The 19767-nt window shown below is 63.3% G+C and carries 21 protein-coding genes; 6 read left to right on the top strand and 15 right to left on the bottom strand.

Annotated features, from left to right (window positions below; translation table 11 throughout):
* Positions 1-217: 217 nt before the first annotated feature.
* The 10 genes from BGO16_RS16910 to BGO16_RS16955 form a co-directional block, all read right to left on the bottom strand.
* The gene (locus tag BGO16_RS16910) at positions 218-628 is read right to left on the bottom strand and encodes a hypothetical protein (protein WP_292620233.1); all 411 of its coding nucleotides are present in this window, start codon (positions 626-628) and stop codon (positions 218-220) included.
* Between the two features lie 246 nt (positions 629-874).
* Complete coding sequence (leuC, locus tag BGO16_RS16915; RefSeq protein ID WP_292620235.1) at positions 875-2281, bottom strand: 3-isopropylmalate dehydratase large subunit; 1407 nt, start codon at positions 2279-2281, stop codon at positions 875-877.
* A gap of 459 nt (positions 2282-2740) precedes the next feature.
* Complete coding sequence (gene rplS, locus BGO16_RS16920; protein WP_292620237.1) at positions 2741-3127, bottom strand: 50S ribosomal protein L19; 387 nt, start codon at positions 3125-3127, stop codon at positions 2741-2743.
* A gap of 222 nt (positions 3128-3349) precedes the next feature.
* Positions 3350-4069, bottom strand: a complete 720-nt coding sequence (gene trmD / locus BGO16_RS16925; RefSeq protein WP_292620239.1) for a tRNA (guanosine(37)-N1)-methyltransferase TrmD — start codon at positions 4067-4069, stop codon at positions 3350-3352.
* 30 nt (positions 4070-4099) lie between these two features.
* Positions 4100-4345 (bottom strand): DUF3658 domain-containing protein, encoded by a 246-nt coding sequence (locus tag BGO16_RS16930; protein WP_292620241.1) that lies wholly within the window; start codon positions 4343-4345, stop codon positions 4100-4102.
* 11 nt (positions 4346-4356) lie between these two features.
* Entirely contained in the window at positions 4357-4893 is a 537-nt protein-coding gene (gene rimM / locus BGO16_RS16935; RefSeq protein ID WP_292620243.1) for a ribosome maturation factor RimM, read from the bottom strand.
* A gap of 12 nt (positions 4894-4905) precedes the next feature.
* A complete protein-coding gene (gene rpsP, locus BGO16_RS16940; RefSeq protein WP_292620245.1) occupies positions 4906-5238 on the bottom strand; it encodes a 30S ribosomal protein S16 in 333 nt (110 codons plus the stop codon).
* A 185-nt stretch (positions 5239-5423) separates the two neighbouring features.
* On the bottom strand, positions 5424-6965 hold the full coding sequence (gene ffh, locus BGO16_RS16945; protein ID WP_292620247.1) for a signal recognition particle protein: 1542 nt from the start codon (positions 6963-6965) through the stop codon (positions 5424-5426).
* 373 nt (positions 6966-7338) lie between these two features.
* Positions 7339-8046, bottom strand: a complete 708-nt coding sequence (locus BGO16_RS16950; protein ID WP_292620249.1) for an SIMPL domain-containing protein — start codon at positions 8044-8046, stop codon at positions 7339-7341.
* An 8-nt stretch (positions 8047-8054) separates the two neighbouring features.
* A complete protein-coding gene (locus BGO16_RS16955) occupies positions 8055-8786 on the bottom strand; it encodes a GyrI-like domain-containing protein (protein WP_292620250.1) in 732 nt (243 codons plus the stop codon).
* A 281-nt stretch (positions 8787-9067) separates the two neighbouring features.
* On the opposite strand from BGO16_RS16955, the gene dapF reads away from it, so the two are divergent.
* The 3 genes from dapF (at position 9068) to BGO16_RS16970 (ending at position 13181) form a co-directional block, all read left to right on the top strand.
* Positions 9068-9940, top strand: a complete 873-nt coding sequence (dapF, locus tag BGO16_RS16960; protein WP_292620252.1) for a diaminopimelate epimerase — start codon at positions 9068-9070, stop codon at positions 9938-9940.
* The gene (gene mtaB, locus BGO16_RS16965; RefSeq protein WP_292620310.1) at positions 9940-11217 is read left to right on the top strand and encodes a tRNA (N(6)-L-threonylcarbamoyladenosine(37)-C(2))-methylthiotransferase MtaB; all 1278 of its coding nucleotides are present in this window, start codon (positions 9940-9942) and stop codon (positions 11215-11217) included. The genes dapF and mtaB overlap by 1 nt, the downstream gene beginning before the upstream one ends.
* A gap of 293 nt (positions 11218-11510) precedes the next feature.
* Positions 11511-13181 carry an HWE histidine kinase domain-containing protein gene (locus BGO16_RS16970; RefSeq protein ID WP_292620254.1) on the top strand — a complete coding sequence of 557 codons (1671 nt, stop codon included), beginning with the start codon at positions 11511-11513 and terminating at the stop codon, positions 13179-13181.
* A 58-nt stretch (positions 13182-13239) separates the two neighbouring features.
* Here the strand turns inward: BGO16_RS16970 and BGO16_RS16975 are convergent, their stop codons facing one another.
* A complete protein-coding gene (locus BGO16_RS16975) occupies positions 13240-13785 on the bottom strand; it encodes a sigma-70 family RNA polymerase sigma factor (RefSeq protein ID WP_292620256.1) in 546 nt (181 codons plus the stop codon).
* Complete coding sequence (locus BGO16_RS16980; RefSeq protein ID WP_292620312.1) at positions 13785-14003, bottom strand: NepR family anti-sigma factor; 219 nt, start codon at positions 14001-14003, stop codon at positions 13785-13787. The genes BGO16_RS16975 and BGO16_RS16980 overlap by 1 nt, the downstream gene beginning before the upstream one ends.
* A gap of 261 nt (positions 14004-14264) precedes the next feature.
* On the opposite strand from BGO16_RS16980, the gene BGO16_RS16985 reads away from it, so the two are divergent.
* Positions 14265-15071: a response regulator gene (locus BGO16_RS16985; protein WP_292620257.1), complete on the top strand. Its 807-nt coding sequence runs from the start codon at positions 14265-14267 to the stop codon at positions 15069-15071.
* A gap of 315 nt (positions 15072-15386) precedes the next feature.
* Entirely contained in the window at positions 15387-15794 is a 408-nt protein-coding gene (locus BGO16_RS16990; protein WP_292620258.1) for a hypothetical protein, read from the top strand.
* A 20-nt stretch (positions 15795-15814) separates the two neighbouring features.
* Here BGO16_RS16990 and BGO16_RS16995 read toward each other — a convergent pair whose 3' ends face one another.
* Both BGO16_RS16995 and BGO16_RS17000 read right to left on the bottom strand, forming a co-directional pair.
* Positions 15815-16246: a hypothetical protein gene (locus tag BGO16_RS16995; protein ID WP_292620259.1), complete on the bottom strand. Its 432-nt coding sequence runs from the start codon at positions 16244-16246 to the stop codon at positions 15815-15817.
* 106 nt (positions 16247-16352) lie between these two features.
* Complete coding sequence (locus BGO16_RS17000) at positions 16353-16721, bottom strand: DUF883 domain-containing protein (RefSeq protein WP_292620261.1); 369 nt, start codon at positions 16719-16721, stop codon at positions 16353-16355.
* Between the two features lie 316 nt (positions 16722-17037).
* On the opposite strand from BGO16_RS17000, the gene BGO16_RS17005 reads away from it, so the two are divergent.
* A complete protein-coding gene (locus BGO16_RS17005) occupies positions 17038-17193 on the top strand; it encodes a Thivi_2564 family membrane protein (RefSeq protein WP_292620263.1) in 156 nt (51 codons plus the stop codon).
* A gap of 116 nt (positions 17194-17309) precedes the next feature.
* Here BGO16_RS17005 and BGO16_RS17010 read toward each other — a convergent pair whose 3' ends face one another.
* Positions 17310-19481, bottom strand: a complete 2172-nt coding sequence (locus BGO16_RS17010; RefSeq protein ID WP_292620264.1) for a malate synthase G — start codon at positions 19479-19481, stop codon at positions 17310-17312.
* Positions 19482-19767 lie beyond the last annotated feature (286 nt).

Raw genomic sequence — 19767 nt, forward strand, 5'->3', positions numbered from 1 at the left:
GAGGGCGAAGCTCTGAATTATTGTTTGGCGCGTTTTCTTCACGCGAACCGGTGTCCATGCCCGGCTCGCGCCCGAGGACATTTCGCTCGAAAACGCCATAAGGCGTCGCTGTGCCTTGAAGCGGCGTTTGAAATACGCTCGCCGCATCATGCGTCACGATGCGCTTACAATGCCCGCGCGCCGGCTCAGTGATGCGCTCAGACAGAAGCGATGTCGCTCAGACAGGCAACCGTGTCTTGGTCGCTGCGTCGTAGATCGCAATTCGCAGCATCGGAAAACGCGATTTCAAGTCGGTGGCGGCGTGCTTCGCCTGGGCCAGCGTCTCGAACTGATTTTTGAAATGCCCGTCGACCAATAGCGTAAAGCCGGTTTGTGGCGGCACGTCGGCGCGCGGCGGACCACCTACCGGTTTGGGCGGCACAGCCGGCGGCGACGCGGCCGTGGACGCTGGAATCGGCGCGGTGACGGGGGCTGGCTTCGGCGGGAGGGTGAGAGCCTCGCGCGGCGCGGTCGATGACGGCTTTTCAGCCGTACGCGGTGCGGTCTTGCCGCTGCTTTTCGCGACCGACGTCGACCTTGCGACTTTGCCCTTTGCGGTCGCCGGCTTTGTGGGTGTCTTGGGAAGCATTCTTGTGGTCGCCTTTACCGATGCCTTCGCTTTGGTGGATGGGCGCGCCGTTTTCGCTGCCTTACGGGCAGGGGCTTTGGTCTTGGTTTTTTTCATTACGTCGTTACGAGTGACGGAATTCTCCGGCAAAGGCAACCCGCCAGTCGAGTCAGAATGGATTCTCCATCGCATCCATGTTGACGACGCTTTCGATCGGCGGATCCGCGCATTGCGTGCCGCCGCGAATGGCGTACGTCACGCGGGGTCTCAATGCCAATCGCGCACGTCGACGAAATGTCCGGCGATCGCAGCCGCAGCCGCCATCGCCGGCGATACCAGATGCGTGCGGCCCTTGAAACCTTGCCGTCCCTCAAAATTGCGATTGGAGGTCGAGGCGCAACGCTCCTCCGGTTTCAGCTTGTCGGGGTTCATCGCAAGGCACATCGAGCAGCCCGGCTCGCGCCATTCGAATCCGGCCTTGGTGAAGATCCTGTCGAGGCCTTCGGCTTCCGCCTGTTCCTTGACGATGCCGGAGCCCGGCACGACCATGGCGTTGACATTGCCGTTCACGGTTCTGCCGTCGGCGATCTTCGCCGCCGCGCGCAGATCCTCGATGCGGCCGTTGGTGCATGAGCCGATGAACACGCGGTCGACGCTGATGTCGGTGATCTTCGTGCCCGCGGTCAGCCCCATGTAATGCAGCGCACGCTCCTTGGAGAGGCGCTTGGCCTCGTCCTCGATCTTGCGGGGATCCGGAACCACGCCGGTAATCGACGCCACGTCCTCGGGGCTCGTGCCCCAGGTGACGATCGGCGGCAGCTTCGCGGCGTCGAGCCGAATCTCATGATCGAAGTGGGCACCGTCGTCACTGCGCAACGTCTCCCAGTACCGCATCGCGGCATCCCAGTCGGCGCCGTTCGGTGCCTTGGGGCGGCCTTTGAGGAACGCGTAGGCCTTCTCGTCCGGCGCGACGAGGCCGGCGCGCGCGCCACCCTCGATCGACATATTGCAGACGGTCATGCGGCCTTCCATGCTCAGCGCGCGGATCGCATCGCCGGCGTATTCCAGCACGTAGCCGGTGCCGCCCGCGGTGCCTATTTCTCCGATAATGGCGAGGATGATGTCCTTGGCGGTGACGCCGTCGGGCAAGCGGCCGTCGACGACGGCGCGCATGTTCTTTGCTTTCTTCTGGATCAGCGTCTGCGTCGCCAGCACATGCTCCACCTCGGAGGTGCCGATGCCGTGCGCCAGCGCGCCGAACGCACCGTGGGTCGAGGTGTGGCTGTCGCCGCAAACGATGGTGGTGCCGGGCAGGGTGAAGCCCTGCTCGGGGCCGATGACGTGGACGATGCCCTGACGCTTGTCGAACTCGTTGTAATATTCGATGCCGAAATCTCGGGCGTTCTGCGCCAAGGCCGCGATCTGCTCGGCGCTCTCCGCGTCAGGATTGGGCTTGGTGCGATCGGTCGTCGGCACGTTGTGATCGACCACGGCGAGCGTTTTCTGCGGCGCATGGACCTTGCGGCCGGCAACGCGCAGGCCCTCGAACGCCTGAGGCGACGTCACCTCATGCACGAGATGGCGGTCGATGTAGAGCAGGCAGGTGCCGTCCTCGGCTTCGTGGACCAGATGATCGTTCCAGATCTTGTCGTACAGGGTGGTCGGTTTGGACATGGACGTGAGCCTATTGGAAGTCTTCGAGCAGTCGCAGCGGGCGCGCGGGACAATCGTCGGCGAGGACGCAGCGTCAGGACGCCGATGTCGCGAACCGTCCGAAGAAGCGCCCCGGCAAACGGCTGCGGTCGTCGATCACGATGCGCGCCATGTATCGGCCGATGTCGCTACTGATATGATCCGTTACCATGTTCGTCTTTTACCACGACCGCGTCCGCCGCGACAATCTATAGCGTTTTCGAACGAAGCATGTCCTCGGACTTGACCCGAGGATGGGTACCGGTTCGCGTGACGAAAACGCGTCAAAACAAAATCGTGGAGCCTTGCTGTTTTCATCAGAAGCGACGCTCTGACGATCGGCGAAGCCTGCATTCCGGATAGATAGGCGCGAGCGAAGCAATAAAAAAGCGCGGCCGCGGCCGCGCTTTCAAAAATGTTGCAGGCGGAGCGGGAGGGCGCTCAACTCGTTGCGGCCTGCTTATCTTGCTTGTCCTGCTTCTCGACGATGCGGGCCGATTTGCCGCGCAGGTTGCGCAGGTAATAAAGCTTGGCGCGGCGCACCTTGCCGCGGCGCACCACCTTGATCGAATCGATCATCGGGGAGAGCAGCGGAAACACGCGCTCGACGCCCTCGCCGTAGGAAATCTTGCGGACCGTGAAGCTCTCGTTGAGCCCACCGCCGGAGCGGCCGATGCAGACGCCTTCATAGGCCTGCACGCGGGTCCGTTCGCCTTCCACCACCTTGACGTTGACGATCACGGTGTCGCCGGGGCCGAACTCGGGAATCGCCTTGGTCGCCGACAGTTTGTCAAACTGCTCTTTTTCGAGCTGCTGAATGATGTTCATTGCAAATCTCCATCGGCGGCGCGCCCGGCCGTATCAGCGGGCTGCGCGGAATTCATCTATCCCGTGGCGCGTATTTCGCAAAAGTGGATACCGGTTTTGCGAACAGAATACGCGCAACTCAACGAGTGAGAGCATTTTCGACCGGCAAACCGGATTCCACTTTGCCTGAAAACGCTCGCTGCGCGGATTTCGGGCTCCCTATAGAGCAAAGCCGGGGCTTTGTCACCCGCCTGTCTTGCTTTTTGGCGGAATTTGACGGCTCCTCGCGGCCCAGAGATCAGGTCTCCGAGCCCGTGTGAGGGCCTCGGCCTCCGCCTGCCGCCAGGCGTCGACCCTGGCGTGGTCGCCCGACAGAAGAACGTCCGGAACCGGACGACCCTCGAACTCCTGCGGGCGGGTGTACTGGGGATATTCGAGCAGTCCGTGCGAAAAACTCTCGTCCGCGCCGGATTTTGCCTTGCCCATCACCCCCGGCAGAAGCCGGACGCAGGCGTCGATCAGCGTCATCGCAGGGAGTTCGCCTCCTGACAGCACATAATCTCCAATGGACACCTCCTCGAGCCCGCGCGCCTCGATGACCCGCTGGTCGACGCCCTCGAACCGCCCGCAAACGATCAGCGGTCCGGTTCCCCCGGCGAGTTCCGCCACGCGCGACTGGGTCAATGGCCGACCTCGCGGGCTCATCAGCAGGCGCGGCCTGTCCGGCGAAACCTCCGCCGCGTCGATGGCCCTGGCCAGCACATCGGCGCGCAGCACCATACCGGGGCCGCCGCCGGCTGGCGTGTCGTCGACGCTGCGGTGACGATCGGTGGCGGAGTTCCGGATATCACGGACCTCCAGCGCCCACAGGCCGCCAGCCAGCGCCCTTCCGGCGAGGCTGACGCCGAGGGGGCCGGGAAACATCTCGGGAAACAGCGTCAGGACGGTCGCGCGCCAGGTCATTGATCTGCGGATCGCATCAGAGGAATTGTCCTAGCTATCTGACTGTCTGAAGCGGACCTCGCTCCGCCTCCAATCCGAGATGTCTCCTTGATTTTCGATCTTCTTGGCGTCGATCAAAGCAACAATTTTCTTCACGATCTCTTGCTCGTCCATTTTGATTTGGCGATCCTCGCACCAGTGCAAAACACTTCCAACAACAAGTGCAACTTTCCGCCAATCGCTTCTGACGAAAGAGAGAATTATGTGATTGAGATCGTCTGGGGGCTCGGGCTGCATAATTGCCTCCGCTATCGAACGCCTGGAGGGTCGAAATCCGGCTCCTCGCCCTCGATCTCGCCAGGCATCTCGATCACCACGCGTCCGCCGGCGAGGTCCACGACCGGCACCACGGCGTCTGTGAACGGCAGCATCAACGTCGGCCCATGTGCGGGCGCGATCTCGATGATGTCGCCTGCGCCGAAGTTATGGATGGCGGCCACCGTCCCGAGCGGCGTGCCGGCCGCATCGACCGCGGCGAGGCCGATCAGGTCGGCGTGATAGTATTCGCCTTCGTCCGTCGCGGGCAGCCTGTCGCGCGCGATGTAGAGCTCGATGCCGTTGAGCCGCTCGGCGTCCTCGCGCGTGGTCACGCCTGTGAACGTTGCGACGAGGTGGTCCCTGGCGGTCCGCGCGTGCGCGACCTCAAGCTGCCGCGCGCCATCCTTTGTCGAGAGCGGGCCGTATCGCGTCACCGACATCGGGTCTTCGGTGAAGGTCCACAGCCGCACCTCGCCGCGCAGGCCGTGCGCGGCGCCGATCCGGGCCACGCAGACGCGCGCCGTCATGCCGGTTCAGCCTCAGGCCTTCGCGGCGGCTTCGGCCTGCGCCTTGCGCTCCTTGCGCGGCACGGCCTTCTCCGGATTGTTGCGCGCCGCGCGCTTCTTGACGCCGGCGGCATCGAGGAAACGCGCCACGCGGTCGGACGGCTGCGCGCCCTTGGCGAGCCAGGCCTTGACCTTGTCGAGGTCGAGCTTGAGGCGGTCGGCATTATCCTTCGGCATCAGCGGATTGAAGTGGCCAAGCCGCTCGATGAAGCGGCCGTCGCGCGGATAGCGCGAGTCGGCGACGACGACATGATAGACCGGCCGCTTCTTGGTGCCGGCGCGAGCGAGGCGGATGACGACGGACATTTGGTTCTCCTTGTGAAGTCTGTCTGATGAGTTGCTTGTGTTGTTAAAGCGAGGGGAGGTCGTCATGCCGGCGACGGCGGACATCCAGTAGTTGAAGACGTTCGTTTGAAAGCGAAGCGTTGCGGAATACTGGATCGTCCGCTTGCGCGGACGATACGGCAGCGAAATCTGTGAGACCGTTCCGCTCATTTCTTCTTCCGGGGAAAGCCGAGACCCGGCAGCGGCGGCTTGCCGCCAAGTCCGGTGAGGCCAGGAAGGTTGGGCAGGCCGCCGCGCAGTCCCGCCGCCAGATCCTTCGGCAATTGCGGCTGGCCGTCGGCGCCTTTCGGCATTTTTTCCGCGAGCGCTTTCATCTGTTCGGGCGTCGGCATCGGCATGCCGCCGCCGAACCCCATGGCCTGCGCGATGCCGGCGAGGGGCCCGCGTTTGCCGGTCCCCATCATCTTCATCATGTCGGCCATGCTGCGATGCATCTTGAGCAGCTTGTTGACCTCCTCGACCTTCTGGCCGGCACCGGCGGCGATACGACGCTTGCGGCTGGCCTTGAGAATATCGGGATGCTTGCGCTCCTGCCGCGTCATCGAATCGATCACCGCGACCTGGCGCTTGATGATCCTGTCGTCGAGACCGGCCGCTGCGATCTGGTTCTTCATCTTGGCGATGCCGGGCATCATGCCCATCAACCCGGAGACGCCGCCCATGTTCGCCATCTGCAACAACTGCTCGCGCATGTCGTTGAGGTCGAACTGGCCCTTGCGCAGCCTTTCGGTTGTGCGCGCGGCCTTCTCGGCGTCGATATTGGCGGCGGCTTTTTCGACCAGCGTGACCACGTCGCCCATGCCGAGGATGCGGCCGGCGATGCGGGAGGGGTGGAAATCCTCCAGCGCGTCGGTCTTTTCGCCGGTGCCGATCAGCTTGATCGGCTTGCCGGTGACCTGACGCATCGACAGCGCCGCGCCGCCGCGGCCGTCGCCGTCCACTCGTGTCAGCACGATGCCGGTGAGGCCGACGCGCTCATCGAAGGACCGCGCGAGGTTCACCGCGTCCTGGCCGGTCAGCGAATCCGCCACCAGCAGCACTTCGTGCGGATGCGCGGCGGCTTTGATGTTCGCCGCCTCGGACATCATGTCTTCGTCGAGCGTGGTGCGGCCGGCGGTGTCGAGCAGCACCACGTCGTAGCCGCCGAGCTTGCCGGCCTCCAGCGCGCGCCGCGCGATCTGTTCGGGCTTCTGGCCCGCGACGATCGGCAGCGTCTGGATGTCGAGGTCGCGACCGAGCACCGCGAGCTGCTCCATCGCCGCCGGGCGGTAGATGTCGAGCGAGGCCATCAGGACCCTGCGTTTGTCGCGCTCGGTCAGCCGTCGCGCCAGTTTGGCTGTCGTGGTGGTCTTGCCGGAACCTTGCAGGCCGACCATCATGATGATGATCGGCGGCACTGCATGGAGGTCGATGGTCTGGCCGTCGGCGCCGAGCGTGGCGATCAGTTCGTCATGGACGATCTTCACCACCATCTGTCCGGGCGTCACCGATTTGACCACGGTGGCGCCGATCGCCTGCTTGCGGACCTTGTCGGTGAAGCTGCGCACCACGTCGAGCGAGACGTCGGCCTCCAGGAGCGCCCGGCGCACCTCGCGCATGGCGGCGTCGACATCGGCTTCCGTCAGCGCGCCGCGCCGCGTCAGCCGATCGAGAATGCCGCCAAGCCTTTCCGACAGATTGTCGAACATGAGCTGTTCCCGTCTTCTCTTCGTCGTGGCCGGGCATAGTCGTTCGAAGAACGGCGTTGCCTTGCTCGCCTATGCCGGCCACCCACGTCTCGTCCCGTTTGAAGACAATTTAAGTCGTGGATGCCCGGAATTAAGTCCGGGCATGACGACCGAGGGTCTGTGAGACGCAAACCCAAAACACGTTTGCGCCCGAGGGCGCACAGCGCTGTCGGGCGTTGACCTCCGGCCCCTGCGGCCGGTCGGCGGGTCGAAAAGAAGAGTCTTTCCGAGAATTCCGGCGGATTTACAGGCGGCGACCCGCCAAAGTCAAGCCGATTGGCGGAAAACGAGATGCCGGACCGCCGGCGGACCCTGTTTTGACCGGGACCGCTGGTTATGGCGTCGCCTTGATCTCCCAGGATATGCCGACCGTCACGCGCAATGTTTCCTCGCCGGGTGCGATCGGGGCCTCCGCGGCCATCGGCGCCGCGGCGCGGCGATACAAAACCGGCATCGCTGCGCCGTGCTCGGAAATGCTGACGGGTGCGCCGAGCGTGACGCCCGCGGCCTTGGCATAGATCTCGGCCTTGCGCCGCGCATCAGTGACCGCCTCGGCGCGTGCGTTATCGAGCAGCTTCGAAGCATTGGAGACCATGAAGTTGATGCCGCCGATATCGTTGGCGCCGGCCGCGGTCACCGCGTCGATCACGCTGCCGATCCTGGTGACATCACGCAGCCTGATGGTGACGTGGTTGGTGGCGCGAAAACCCGAGAGGGTACTGGGTCCCGGGCGGTTCTGATTGGCATATTGCGGCTGCAGCGACAGTCGCGAGGTCTGGTAGTCCTTTTCGGAAAGACCTGCGCTTTTCAGCGCCAGCAGCACCTTGCCCATGGCGTCATTATTGGCGCTGGCAGCTTCGCGCGCGGTCTTGGCGTCGGTCGAGACGCCCGCTTCGATCTGCGCGAGATCCGGGGGAGCCGAGATCGTGGCCTCGCCGGTCACCGAGATGGTCGGCGGCGGCGTACCATCGGCTTGCGCCGGCATCGCGGCCAGAGCGGCGACGGTGGCAACGGCCATCGTGAGCGGAATCCGGTTCTGCATGACGGTCCTCATTTCAGCGGCACATAGACGTTGATGACCAGATTGTCTTCCTCGGTCTTCAGCGGATCGGTCATGTACTCCTCGATAAATGTATCCTTGGCCTCGAGCTTCTTGTCGTCAAGGTGGTTGGTGATCGCCTCATAGGTGTTGTCCATGTTGTCGTAGGAGCCGCGATGCACGAATTTCAGCGCCTTGCCCTCCGGTGATTTTCCCATGCTCATGTTCTTGGGCAGGTCCTTCAGCTCCTGGTCGACCGGGACTTCCGCCAGGAACGAGAAGCCGTTGTCGTCGGTCGAGGTATAGACGATCATCATGTTGCCGGCGGCCTTGACGCCCCGCTTGTCGAGAACGGCCGCAAGCGACTTGAAGGAATCGATCAGCGTCTCGAACGCGGTGTCCCAGGTGGCGGTGTTTCGCAAGGTCAGGACTGTCTTCGGTGTCAGCGTGAATTCCTCGCCGAAGGGATCGGCGGTTTGTGCCGGCGCGGTGACCGCCGGCTTCGGCGCCTCTGCGGTCGGGTTCGCCGGCGTCTGGACTTCGGCCGGCGGCGGAGCCGGCGTCGTCGGTGTCGCCGTTCCGGGCGGGGCGGGCGCAGCCGGAGGGGCCGGAGTCGCTGGCGGCGCCGTCGCGCCTGGGGGCGTCGCGGGCGGGGTCTGGGCGAGCACGGTGGAAAGCCCCAGGGACATGGCCACCGGGATCATTGCGATCGCGAGGTGACGAAAAAGGCGGGGGCGGTTCATTGACGGGTCTCCCTGGTGCTGGCCGACGTCTCGCGCTGACCGATATCCGCAAGACCTGACCCTTGGCCGCCGTTGCGGCGGAATTATGCGATGCCTGGCAGGCTGCTCTGATATCCGACTCGCGACGGAGTATGTCATGAGAAAATATGTCATGCCGCATCGTGGCGGGCGTGGGGCGCGGACTGGATATCGCATTGACCGTGCGGATGCCGGGCGCTGGCCAATCACCGGATATTCGCCATATAAAGCGGAGGACGGATGGCGGAAAATGGATGCCGGAGATGGGCGCGCTCGCTAACCACGCTTTCAGCAAGATGAATGGCATCGGCAACGAGATCGTCGTGGTCGATCTGCGCGACAGTGCCGCCGCGGTGACCTCCGAGGAGGCGCGCGCCGTCGCTTCGCCGGCCGGCGTTCCCTATGATCAGTTGATGGTGCTGCAATCCCCGCGGTTACCCGGCACGGAAGCCTTCGTCCGCATCTACAACAATGACGGGTCGGAAGCGAACGCCTGCGGCAACGGCATGCGCTGTGTGGCGCGGCAGGTGTTCGAGGCCACCGGCAAGGCTGCGTTGACCTTCGAGACCCGCGCCGGGCTGTTGAACTGCTGGCAGGGGCCCGCGGCCGGTCTCTACACCGTCGACATGGGGCCACCGAAATTTGGCTGGCGGGACATTCCGCTCGCCGAGGAATTCCGCGATACCCGCTACATCGAACTGCAGGTCGGGCCGATCGATGCGCCCGTGCTGCATTCGCCCTCGGTCGTCAGCATGGGCAATCCGCACGCGATTTTCTGGGTCGATGACGTGAACGCCTATGACCTCGAACGCTTCGGGCCGCTATTGGAGAATCATCCGATCTTTCCCGAGCGCGCCAATATCACGCTGGCGCATATCGAGGATCGCGATCACATCGTGATGCGGACCTGGGAGCGCGGCGTGGGACTGACCAGGGCCTGCGGCTCGGCGGCCTGTGCGACCGCGGTAGCGGCGGCGCGGCTCAAGCGGACCAACCGCGCGGTCGAGATGACGCTGCCTGGCGGCGGCTTGGCCATCGAGTGGCGCGAGCGCGACGATCACGTGCTGATGACCGGTCCGGCCGTGTTCGAGTATGCCGGCAGGTTCGATCCGGCATTGTTCGCGTCTGTTGCGTGATGCCGGTCGATGTCGTCACCTTTGGCTGCCGGCTCAATGCCTTCGAATCCGAAGTCATCCGCCGCAACGCGAGCGAGGCCGGCCTCGATGACGTCGTCATCGTCAACAGTTGCGCGGTCACCAACGAGGCGGTAGCGCAGGCGCGCCAATCGATCCGCAGGCTGAGGCGCGAGCGGCCGTCGGCGCGCATCGTGGTTACCGGCTGCGCGGCGCAGATCCAGCCGGCGATGTTCGCGGGGATGGCGGAAGTCGATCGCGTGGTCGGCAACGATGACAAGATGCGGGGTGATGCCTGGCGCGAGGCACGGACCGCATTCGCGGCCGCATCCGGTTTCGGGATCGCCAACGAAGAAAAAGTCGCGGTCGCCGACATCATGGCGGTGAGGGAGATGGCGCCACACCTCGTCGAGGGCTTTCAATCCGGCCTGCCACGCGCCTTCGTGCAGGTGCAGAACGGCTGCGATCATCGCTGCACCTTCTGCGTCATCCCGTTCGGGCGCGGCAATTCGCGCTCGGTGCCGATGGGCGCGGTGGTCGATCAGGTGCGCGCGCTCACTGATGCCGGTCATGCCGAGATCGTGCTGACCGGCGTCGACCTCACGAGCTACGGAGCCGATCTGCCCGGTGCGCCTCGGCTGGGCGGACTGGTCAAGCGGATCCTCCGCCACGTGCCCGAGGTGAGGCGGCTGCGAATCTCGTCGATCGATTCGATCGAGGCCGACCGGGACCTGCTCGATGCGGTCGCCGACGAGGAGCGGCTGATGCCGCATCTGCATCTGTCGCTGCAATCCGGCGACGATATGATCCTGAAGCGGATGAAGCGGCGGCATTCGCGCCGGGACGCCATCGACTTCTGCGCGCAGGTGCGGCGGCTGAGGCCGGGCATCGCCTTTGGCGCGGACATCATCGCCGGTTTTCCCACCGAGACCGAGGCGATGTTCGCGCGCTCGCTGGATCTCGTCGCGGCGTGCGATCTGGCTTTCCTGCATGTGTTTCCCTATTCGCCGCGCCCGGGGACGCCGGGGGCGCGGATGCCGCAGGTCGCGGGCGAGGTGATCAGGGATCGCGCGAGGCGGCTGCGCGCGGCGGCAGAAGCAGCGCTGCGTCGGCGGCTGGCCGCGGAGGTCGGGGCGACGCGTCAGGTGCTGATCGAAAGCGCCACCCAGGGCCGCACCGAGCATTTTATCCCGGTCGCGGTTGCGGGGGAAACGCCCGGCGCGGTGCGAATGCTGAGGGTTGCGGGGCACGATGGCGCCCGACTACGGCCCGCGGTTTAGCTGCGCGTAAGGTTGATTTGGCGCCTGCCGACAGGCCCGATCCCGCGCCCGACGTTTCGCCGCGACGAAGATGCGCGTCACGGAAGGTGAGTGGGCTTTCGCCATCATAAATACCCGACTCGGCCAGCCTGAGTCTGTTAACGATCGTCCCGGGTTTTGCCCGGTAGGACGGAACCAGGCTGGCGCGGGGCGATTGACGTGGTGCATCCTCAGGGCGGGGGCGCTGCTGCTAAACTGCAAAGGCCGGCCGATGGTGCGAGCGGCTTCATTCTCCTGATTTTCCGGGTAGGCGTGTGGTTCGGCTGGGATTTGTCATCGGATTTGTCGCGGTTATCGGGGTTCTTCTCTCCGGCCTTGCGGCCTGGCGCGCTCATGATCAGGAGCTGACGATCGACAGGATCGCGCTGTCGCGCGCGATCGACGTTCATGCCAGCCTGGTGCAGGAGCGCTTGATCGAGCGAGAGCTGCTGGCGCGGGTCGCCTCGGGATTGTTCGGATCACCCGCCGCCGTGCGGGCCAACATGCTTCACCCGTTGAGGGCCTCGATCTATGCCTTCAAGACCGATTTCGTCGTCGCCACCTGGGTTGCACGTCTTCAGCCGGATGAGTTTGCGCAGGCCGAGGCGGCGATGGCGTCGGCCGGATTTCCAAATCCGCAAATCCGCAGCTTCGACGACACGCCGCGCGATTTGCGCTCGCTCGACAAGCCGATCGACGTGGTGATGGACGTCGAACCGAAAAACGCTGAAACGGGCGCATTCGTCGGCCGCTCGCTCGACGAGCATCCCATCCTGGGACCGATGCTCGACCGTGCGATGCAGACGAAGACGTCGGTGGTGTCGGATCCGGTCAATCTGCTGCGGCCCGACGGGCCGATCGGCCTCGTGATCGCGACACCGGTCTTCCCGGACGGGAACGAGAAGGCGGCCGGCTTTATTACGTTTTCCTATCGGCTTGCGTCGCTGATGCTGACAAACGACGAACTGTCGCTGTTCTCCGTTGTCCTGAAGGATCCGCGAAACCCGGCGACCGAATGGGTCGCCGACGATAGCGGCAACGTCACCTCACGGCTCAGAAGGGCGGCTGATCCCGTTCCGTTGGTGCTCCGGACGGTGACGTTCGGCGGACGGGACTGGTCGCTTGGCTATTATCCGAAAACCAATGCGGCCCTTCGCGCGCAAAGGCTCGCCGTGGTGGTGGCCGCGATCGGTCTGGCGCTGACGACCATCATTTGCGGCCTGTTCGGATATGTCGCCTACAATAATCTGCGGCTCAGCCGGGAAATCCAGGTTCGAATCGGGTTTGAGCGGCGTTTGACCGCCGTCATCGACGAACTCAATCACCGGGTCAAAAACATTCTTGCCGTGATTCAATCGATTGTCACGCGTACGCTGCGACACGGCTCCGACATCGAAGTCGCCCGTGAGCTGCTGATTGGCCGGATCCACGCCATGTCCAATGTGGTCTCTCTGCTCAGCGAGACCCAGTGGCAGGGCGTCAAACTGAGAGGACTGTTCGAGGCGCGCGCCATCCCCAACGCCGACCGCATCGCGATCGAAGGTCCCGACATCACCGTGAGCGCGCGCGCGGCGCAGAGCCTGTCATTGCTATTCTTCGAACTTGCGTCGCATTCCGACGAAGGCCTCTCGCTGGTCGGCAAGCATCCGCACATTGCCGCGCATTGGGAGGTCGAGGGCGAGGGCAGTGAATCGATGTTTCGCTTTCGATGGGAGGAATTCAACACCAGCGCCGCCACCCGCCGCGAGGACAGCGATTTTGGGATCATCCTGCTGGACCGCGTCGCGCCGGAGGCGCTTGGTGGCTATTCCAAGCGGTATTTTACCGAGGTGAGTTATGTCTACGAACTCGCCGCTCCCATGGAAACCGTCGTGGACATGACCGAGAGAGATCGCACGCTGCAAATATCTGCGCCGATCAGGTCCGCGACCCCATCAAGCCGATAAGTTGAATGGACACGCAGGGGGCAGCCGACCCGAATTGCGCCGAAGCCTTGTGGCCGGATTATCGGCCGCTGCCGATCACCGCCCGAACGGTGTCGTCCGGGCCGAAATCCTCGGCACCCTCGACGTAAAGCAGCGCGCTCAGCTTCGATCGCGCGCGGTTGACGCGGCTCTTGATGGTGCCGACGGCGCATCCGCAGATCTTGGCGGCGTCCTCGTAGGAGAACCCCGAAGCACCGACCAGGATCAAGGCTTCGCGCTGATCCTGCGGCAGCTTGTCGAGCGCGGCCCGGAATTCCTCGAATTCCAGATGAGCGTTCTGGTTCGGCTGCGATTTCAGCGTTTTGGCGTAGCTGCCATCGGAATCCTCCACCTCGCGCCGGCGCTTGCGATAATCCGAGCGGAACAGATTGCGCAGGATCGTGAACAGCCACGCCGGAAGATTCGACCCGGGCTGAAACGAATCGATGTTGGCAAGCGCGCGGAGCAGCGTTTCCTGCACCAGGTCGTCGGCACGATCGCCGTTTCCGCTCAGCGAAATTGCGAAGGCCCGCAGGTTCGGCACGGATGCCAGGATATCCTCGCGAAGTGAATCCGTGAGAGGCATTAGTCCCTCCCGTTATCTTTTGTGTCGAAATCGCCCGCGGGGGTTACTTGTGGATGACTTGACCCCGATCCATCGAGCTTTCGGATTAATTCCGCAAACCGGTCGGGGACGCCCTGTCTCACGACGTCGTCATACATCGCGCGAAGCTGATGTCCGATTCTGGACTGAATCTCGGCGTTAAGGCCGCCCTTGCCGGGTGATGGCTTCGAATCTTTCATCATTTTGTTTCATTCCCAAAGTTCCAAGCTATTGAAAAATCGAGAATTTCTCCCGTTTTGAAGGCCGACCGTGTTTGCGGAACTCGTACGGGCTAATGCGAAGCGCAAGGGAAAGTTCCGGGGACGGGGAACTTTTGTCATGCTTGAGCGTAAACAAGCGCGGCGACGGACGGGCATCGGCTGCTGCCTTGTGCCGTGCGTCGCTCAAACAGAAGCGATGCCTGATCCCGGCATGACGGGGTCTCATAAAGGATGGACGGGATGTTTCGATCACAGGTTGTTGCCGAGCATTTGCCGCTCTTGCGACGTTACGCCCGCGCCCTGACGGGAAATCAGGCCTCCGGAGACGCTTATGTCGGAGCCATGCTGGAGGCGCTGCTTCAGGATCCAACCGTGCTCGACGAGCGGCACGGGTCGCGGGCGGGGCTGTTCCGGCTGTTCACTCAAATCTGGAATTCGGTGTCGATCAACGATGGCGTCGACGAGGCGCCGGCGCTGGCGCCGACGGAGCGGCGGCTGACAAATATTACGCCTTTGCCACGTCAGGCGTTCCTGCTCCTGTCGCTCGAAGGTTTTTCCGAGGAGGAGGCCGCGTTCGTCCTGCAGACCAGCGTGGCCGAAGTTCGCAGACTGAGCGATATGGCCGGCCGCGAGATGGCGGCGGAAATCGCAACCGACGTCCTGATCATCGAGGACGAGACGTTCATCGCGATGGATCTGGAGAGTCTCGTCAAGAATCTCGGACACCGTGTGATCGGCGTCGCCCGCACCCACAGCGACGCGGTCGCCATGGCCAAAACCCGCAAACCCGGTCTCATTCTGGCCGACATCCAACTCGCTGACGGCAGCTCCGGCCTGGATGCCGTGAACGAACTTCTGCGCGTCGTCGAGGTGCCGGTCGTCTTCATCACAGCCTATCCCGAGCGCTTTCTGACCGGGGAGCGGCCCGAGCCGGCGTTCCTCATTTCGAAGCCGTTCCAGCCGGCCATGGTCTCGGCGGTCGCCAGCCAGGCATTGTTCTTCCACCGAAACTCGCGCAACCGGGAACCCCGCGCCGCCGCATCCTGACGCACGGCTGCGGACGATCGCACCCGCGGCCGGCGATCTCCGGTCGCGCTTGCAGGAGCGCAAAGTTTGCGGGTTGCAAAAAAACGGACGCGGCTGGCATCACTATCAGCCGCGTCCTCGTCGCCGGTCGGGCGGGCAGGGGGAGGATGACCGGCTGAGCCGACAACGCGACGATGGGGGATGCGTTCCGCTTCGCTCTCTTTTTTCCGATCCATGAATGAACGATGTCTCGAGGATCGCGTTATTGCTCGCGGTTCGGCCCATACACCGTGGCGTGACTTCGTGGTGGGCCGGAACACAACGGGTGAGGCAATGATGTTTCAGGTATCGACGGGCGTCCTCGGTGCGCTGGCGGTGATCCTGCCCTTCGGCGCGATGCACCTTCCCCCGGGGCACCATCCCCCAGGTCGCGATCTCGCTACGCGTGCTGACGTAACCGCTGCTGCGGTTATCAATCGCACCGCGAAGTCCGATCGCGGTTCTGTCCGATCAACGCCGGTGGAGGGCCGGACCGTTTCCATTCGGATTGACAGTCTGCCGGATGCGTCGATCGTGATCCGGATTCCGGGCGACAACTCCCTCGTGGTGGGTGAACGCGGTACTAGCCCACGCGTCCGTCGTGCGCCCGCCTCACAGGCCCGACGGGCGATCGCGTGCGAGCCGGTGGTAAGTGTTTTGACTGATATCGCCCGGCAACTCGAGCCCGGCCGCTGCGTCACCTGAGGTTTGTCGTTATCATGACATCAGGTGCCGGCATCGTCACCACGGTCGCGCCGGCCTGCAAGTAATCCCAGCGCCAAGCCGCCGATGGCCAGGATCGGAATCAGCTTTTTGATGCCGACCGTGCGGGCCAACTGAAGTCCGGCCGCCACGACCATCGGATCAGCCAAAAAGTTTTGCGCCGTCGCTCTGGTTCTTGCGGCTGCTCTTTTTTTCATGGCGTTTCGCCGGATCGCATAGATCGCGACCGCGATCATGGTGATCAGGAAGAAGATAGCCGCGCCGGCGAGGCAAGCCTCGATCAAGCCGTAGTTCTGAAGCACGAAGACAAACCCAGCGGCACATAAAAACACGATGGTGATGGAGCCTGCGACGACCGCCACGGCGGCGACGGAGGTGAGCCGCACAGCATTGCCCGCGCTTTCCTTGAGGTCATCGATCGCCCGCTGAAACATTCAACGCCTCGCCCGGCTTGAAAATTGATTGTTGAAATGATTGGCAGAATCAGAGCCGCGGCGACAAGGTTCGCCGCAGCCCGACCAAACTGAAATTACCTGCGCCTCATCGACGCCAGGTCACGCCGATCAAAAATCCCAGGCCGATGGCAAGCCCGACCGTTGCGAGAGGGCGTTGCTGGATCGCTTCTTCCAGCGTGTCCTCGATGGAGCTTACGGCGTTCTGTGCCGCATCAAACGCCGCGTTGCCGCGCTCCGACACATCGGAGAGGACGGAATCCACATTGGCTCTGGCCTGCTTGTACCCGCGGCGAGCCTGTTTTTTAGCAGAGCCAGTGAATGTACCAAGCGCGTCGGAGACTTGATCCGCCAGGGCGGAGATATCGTTTTTCACGGCTGATAAATCCTTCTCAAGGCGGTCGTAAGTCGCTTTATCAGTCAAGTTCTTCATTGCTTCCTCGTCATCGCTTGCCATCCAACGCTCCTGAAACCGAAAGGATATGCGCAACCAACGTGCCGTTACGGCTTAAGTTCCGCGCCCTGTCCGTCAGACGGTTGGCGAGCCTGCCCCTGTTCGACGACGCCTTGGCGGCGAGCAGCAGACCGGAAAGCGATGACGGCGCCGCATCGATCTCCACGAGGTCGATAGTGCGGACAGGGTAGGATTGCCCGACGCGTCCTGCGCCGCTCGGCGGAACTTTCAGGCCCTGTCGGGATTGCCTCGCGCGCCAAATGTCGCGAGGGCGCTTTCTCCGTCTTGAAATCTTGCGATTAATTTTGGAGAGGCAACAATGCTCATCAGCGTCCTGATTACGTTCTTCGTCGTTGTTCTTGTGCTGTACTTCATCAGCGTGGCGCCGCTGGACGTCCGCGGCAAGCAGATTGCCCGCGTCGCCGTTATCGTGCTGGGTGTTGTCTCGGCGCTGAGGTATCTTCCGATATTCTGAAACCGACGTCAGCGCTCTGGATAAGAATGTCCCCGGCGGCTGCGGCGGGGACGTTTCCTTCCGGTAACAGGATCAGCCCCTCAGCCGGCGTCCTGACTGAGTCTTGCCTCTCGCCTTCAATCTACGCCTTGATTTTTGGCCTTGGCCTCGCGCCGCCGCCCGGTCAGGATGTATTCGGTGTAGCCGTTCGGTTGTTCGCGTCCCTTGAACACCAGGTCGCATGCGGCCTGGAAGGCGATCCCGTCGAATTGCGGCGCCATCGGTTTGTAGAGGGCATCCCCGGCGTTCTGCCCGTCGACGACGGCGGCCATGCGCTTCAGCGACTCCATTACCTCATCCCTGGTGACGACCCCCTGATGCAGCCAGTTCGCCAGATGCTGGCTGGAGATGCGCAGCGTGGCGCGGTCTTCCATCAGGCCGACATCGTGAATATCAGGCACTTTCGAGCAGCCGACGCCCTGATCGATCCAGCGCACCACATAGCCGAGAATGCCCTGGCAGTTGTTGTCGATCTCCTGCTTCACATCGTCGGGCGCCCCGTTCGACTGCGAGACCGGGATCGTGAGGAGGTCGGCAAGTTCTGCGCGACGGCCGCCGGCTTTCAGCTCCTGCTGGCGTTTCAGCACATCGACCTGATGATAGTGCAGTGCGTGGAGCGTCGCTGCGGTTGGCGACGGCACCCATGCGGTGGTGGCGCCGGCCTGGGGATGGCCGATCTTCTGCGCCAGCATGTCGGCCATCCTGTCGGGCGCGGCCCACATCCCCTTGCCGATCTGGGCGTGGCCGGGCAGGCCGTCGATCAGGCCGATGTCGACGTTCCAGTCTTCGTACGCCTTCATCCAGGGCTGTGCCTTCATCTCGTTTTTGCGGACCATGGGTCCCGCTTCCATCGAGGTGTGGATCTCGTCGCCGGTGCGGTCGAGGAAGCCGGTATTGATGAAGCAGACGCGTTTTGCGGCCGCCTGGATGCAGGCCTTGAGGTTGACCGTGGTGCGGCGCTCCTCGTCCATGACGCCAATTTTGAGTGTGTTCTCGGGCAGCTCCAGCATGTTCTCGACCCGGGCGAGCAGCTCGCAGGCCAGCGCGACCTCGTCCGGTCCATGCATCTTCGGCTTGACGACATAGGCCGAGCCGGTCCGGCTGTTCCTCGTTTTCGAAGCGCCGTTGAGATCATGAATCGCGAGCAGGCCGGACACCGCGGCATCGAGCATGCCTTCCGGAATGTCGGCACCGTTCCCGTCGAGCACCGCGTCGGTAAACATGTGATGGCCGACGTTGCGAATGAGAAGCAGGCTGCGGCCGTGCAGCCTGAGCTCGCCGCCGTCAGGCGCGGTGTAGACCCGATCGGCGTTAAGGGCGCGCGCAATGGTCTTGCCGCCCTTCTCGAAAGTGTCGGTGAGGGTGCCGTTCATCAGGCCGAGGACGTTGCGATAGATCAGAACCTTGTCTTCGGCATCGACGGCGGCGACGCTGTCCTCCATGTCGAGGATGGTGCTGACGGCGGCCTCAAGAATCACGTCGGCGACTCCGGCAGGATCGTCCTTGCCGATGGCGTGGCCGCGGTCGACTTGAATCTCGATGTGCAGGCCGTGGTTCACCAGCAGGATCGCGGACGGCGCGCTGGCATCGCCCCGATAGCCTGCGAACTGCGATGTCGAGGTCAGGCCGGTCTCGCCGCCGTCATGGAGTCTCGCCCTTAACGCTCCATTGGTCACGACGTATCCCACGACGTCGGCATGGCTGCCGGCCGCTAGCGGTGCGGCCTGATCGAGAAACGCCTTGGCCTTCGCGATCACTTTGTCGCCGCGCGCCTTGTCGTAACCTCTGGCCTCGCCGGCCTCATGCGGAATGGCGTCGGTGCCGTACAATGCGTCGTAAAGGCTGCCCCAGCGCGCGTTGGCGGCGTTCAGCGCGTAACGCGCGTTGGTCAGCGGCACCACCAATTGCGGGCCGCAGATCTTTCCGATCTCCTCATCGACATCGGCGGTTTCGACCGAGTGGGTCTCCGGCTCGGGCAGTAGATAGCCGATCTCTTTCAGGAACGCGGTGTAGGCTTCCATGTCGAACGGATGACTTCTGTTGGCGCGATGCCAGAAGTCGATCTTCGCTTGCAGCGCGTCGCGCACCGCCAGCAGCTCGCGGTTTTTCGGCCCAAGATCGCGGACGATGGCGGCAAGCCCGGCCCAGAAGGCATCCGGCGAAATGCCGGTCCCGGGCGTGGCCTCTTGCTCGATAAAATCGAACAGGACCGGCGCGATCTTCAGTCCGTGAGCGTCAATGCGGGTCATGTCGGAGGTCTCACGAGAAACAGCGCCGACGCTGCCTCAAGGCGGCTTGCAAAAATTCGGCGTCAATCGACTTTGAGAGCATGATCCCGACAAATGGGAACCGGCTTTCGGATATGATCATGCTCAATCAAAAGGATAAAGCTAGTGGTCCAATTCTAACATTTGCATCCCGTTGCGGCAGGGAGTTCTTGCAAATGTTAGAATCAAAGGACCACTAGCAACTATCAGGTTTCTAGTGGAGTTTTGAATTTGACATTCGCCTGACAAGTTCGCTGCAAAGTGGGTA

Source organism: Nitrobacter sp. 62-23, assembly GCF_001897285.1.
In the GTDB taxonomy this organism is placed as follows: domain Bacteria; phylum Pseudomonadota; class Alphaproteobacteria; order Rhizobiales; family Xanthobacteraceae; genus Nitrobacter.

Bases quoted from the DNA above. Each gene is read 5' to 3' on its own strand.
- BGO16_RS16910 (WP_292620233.1), bottom strand. From the start codon at position 628: ATGCTTCCCAAGACACCCACAAAGCCGGCGACCGCAAAGGGCAAAGTC.
- leuC (WP_292620235.1), bottom strand. From the start codon at position 2,281: ATGTCCAAACCGACCACCCTGTACGACAAGATCTGGAACGATCATCTG.
- rplS (WP_292620237.1), bottom strand. From the start codon at position 3,127: ATGAACATCATTCAGCAGCTCGAAAAAGAGCAGTTTGACAAACTGTCG.
- trmD (WP_292620239.1), bottom strand. From the start codon at position 4,069: ATGACCTGGCGCGCGACCGTCCTGACGCTGTTTCCCGAGATGTTTCCC.
- BGO16_RS16930 (WP_292620241.1), bottom strand. From the start codon at position 4,345: ATGCAGCCCGAGCCCCCAGACGATCTCAATCACATAATTCTCTCTTTC.
- rimM (WP_292620243.1), bottom strand. From the start codon at position 4,893: ATGACGGCGCGCGTCTGCGTGGCCCGGATCGGCGCCGCGCACGGCCTG.
- rpsP (WP_292620245.1), bottom strand. From the start codon at position 5,238: ATGTCCGTCGTCATCCGCCTCGCTCGCGCCGGCACCAAGAAGCGGCCG.
- ffh (WP_292620247.1), bottom strand. From the start codon at position 6,965: ATGTTCGACAATCTGTCGGAAAGGCTTGGCGGCATTCTCGATCGGCTG.
- BGO16_RS16950 (WP_292620249.1), bottom strand. From the start codon at position 8,046: ATGCAGAACCGGATTCCGCTCACGATGGCCGTTGCCACCGTCGCCGCT.
- BGO16_RS16955 (WP_292620250.1), bottom strand. From the start codon at position 8,786: ATGAACCGCCCCCGCCTTTTTCGTCACCTCGCGATCGCAATGATCCCG.
- dapF (WP_292620252.1), top strand. From the start codon at position 9,068: ATGGGCGCGCTCGCTAACCACGCTTTCAGCAAGATGAATGGCATCGGC.
- mtaB (WP_292620310.1), top strand. From the start codon at position 9,940: ATGCCGGTCGATGTCGTCACCTTTGGCTGCCGGCTCAATGCCTTCGAA.
- BGO16_RS16975 (WP_292620256.1), bottom strand. From the start codon at position 13,785: ATGCCTCTCACGGATTCACTTCGCGAGGATATCCTGGCATCCGTGCCG.
- BGO16_RS16980 (WP_292620312.1), bottom strand. From the start codon at position 14,003: ATGAAAGATTCGAAGCCATCACCCGGCAAGGGCGGCCTTAACGCCGAG.
- BGO16_RS16985 (WP_292620257.1), top strand. From the start codon at position 14,265: ATGTTTCGATCACAGGTTGTTGCCGAGCATTTGCCGCTCTTGCGACGT.
- BGO16_RS16990 (WP_292620258.1), top strand. From the start codon at position 15,387: ATGTTTCAGGTATCGACGGGCGTCCTCGGTGCGCTGGCGGTGATCCTG.
- BGO16_RS16995 (WP_292620259.1), bottom strand. From the start codon at position 16,246: ATGTTTCAGCGGGCGATCGATGACCTCAAGGAAAGCGCGGGCAATGCT.
- BGO16_RS17000 (WP_292620261.1), bottom strand. From the start codon at position 16,721: ATGGCAAGCGATGACGAGGAAGCAATGAAGAACTTGACTGATAAAGCG.
- BGO16_RS17005 (WP_292620263.1), top strand. From the start codon at position 17,038: ATGCTCATCAGCGTCCTGATTACGTTCTTCGTCGTTGTTCTTGTGCTG.
- BGO16_RS17010 (WP_292620264.1), bottom strand. From the start codon at position 19,481: ATGACCCGCATTGACGCTCACGGACTGAAGATCGCGCCGGTCCTGTTC.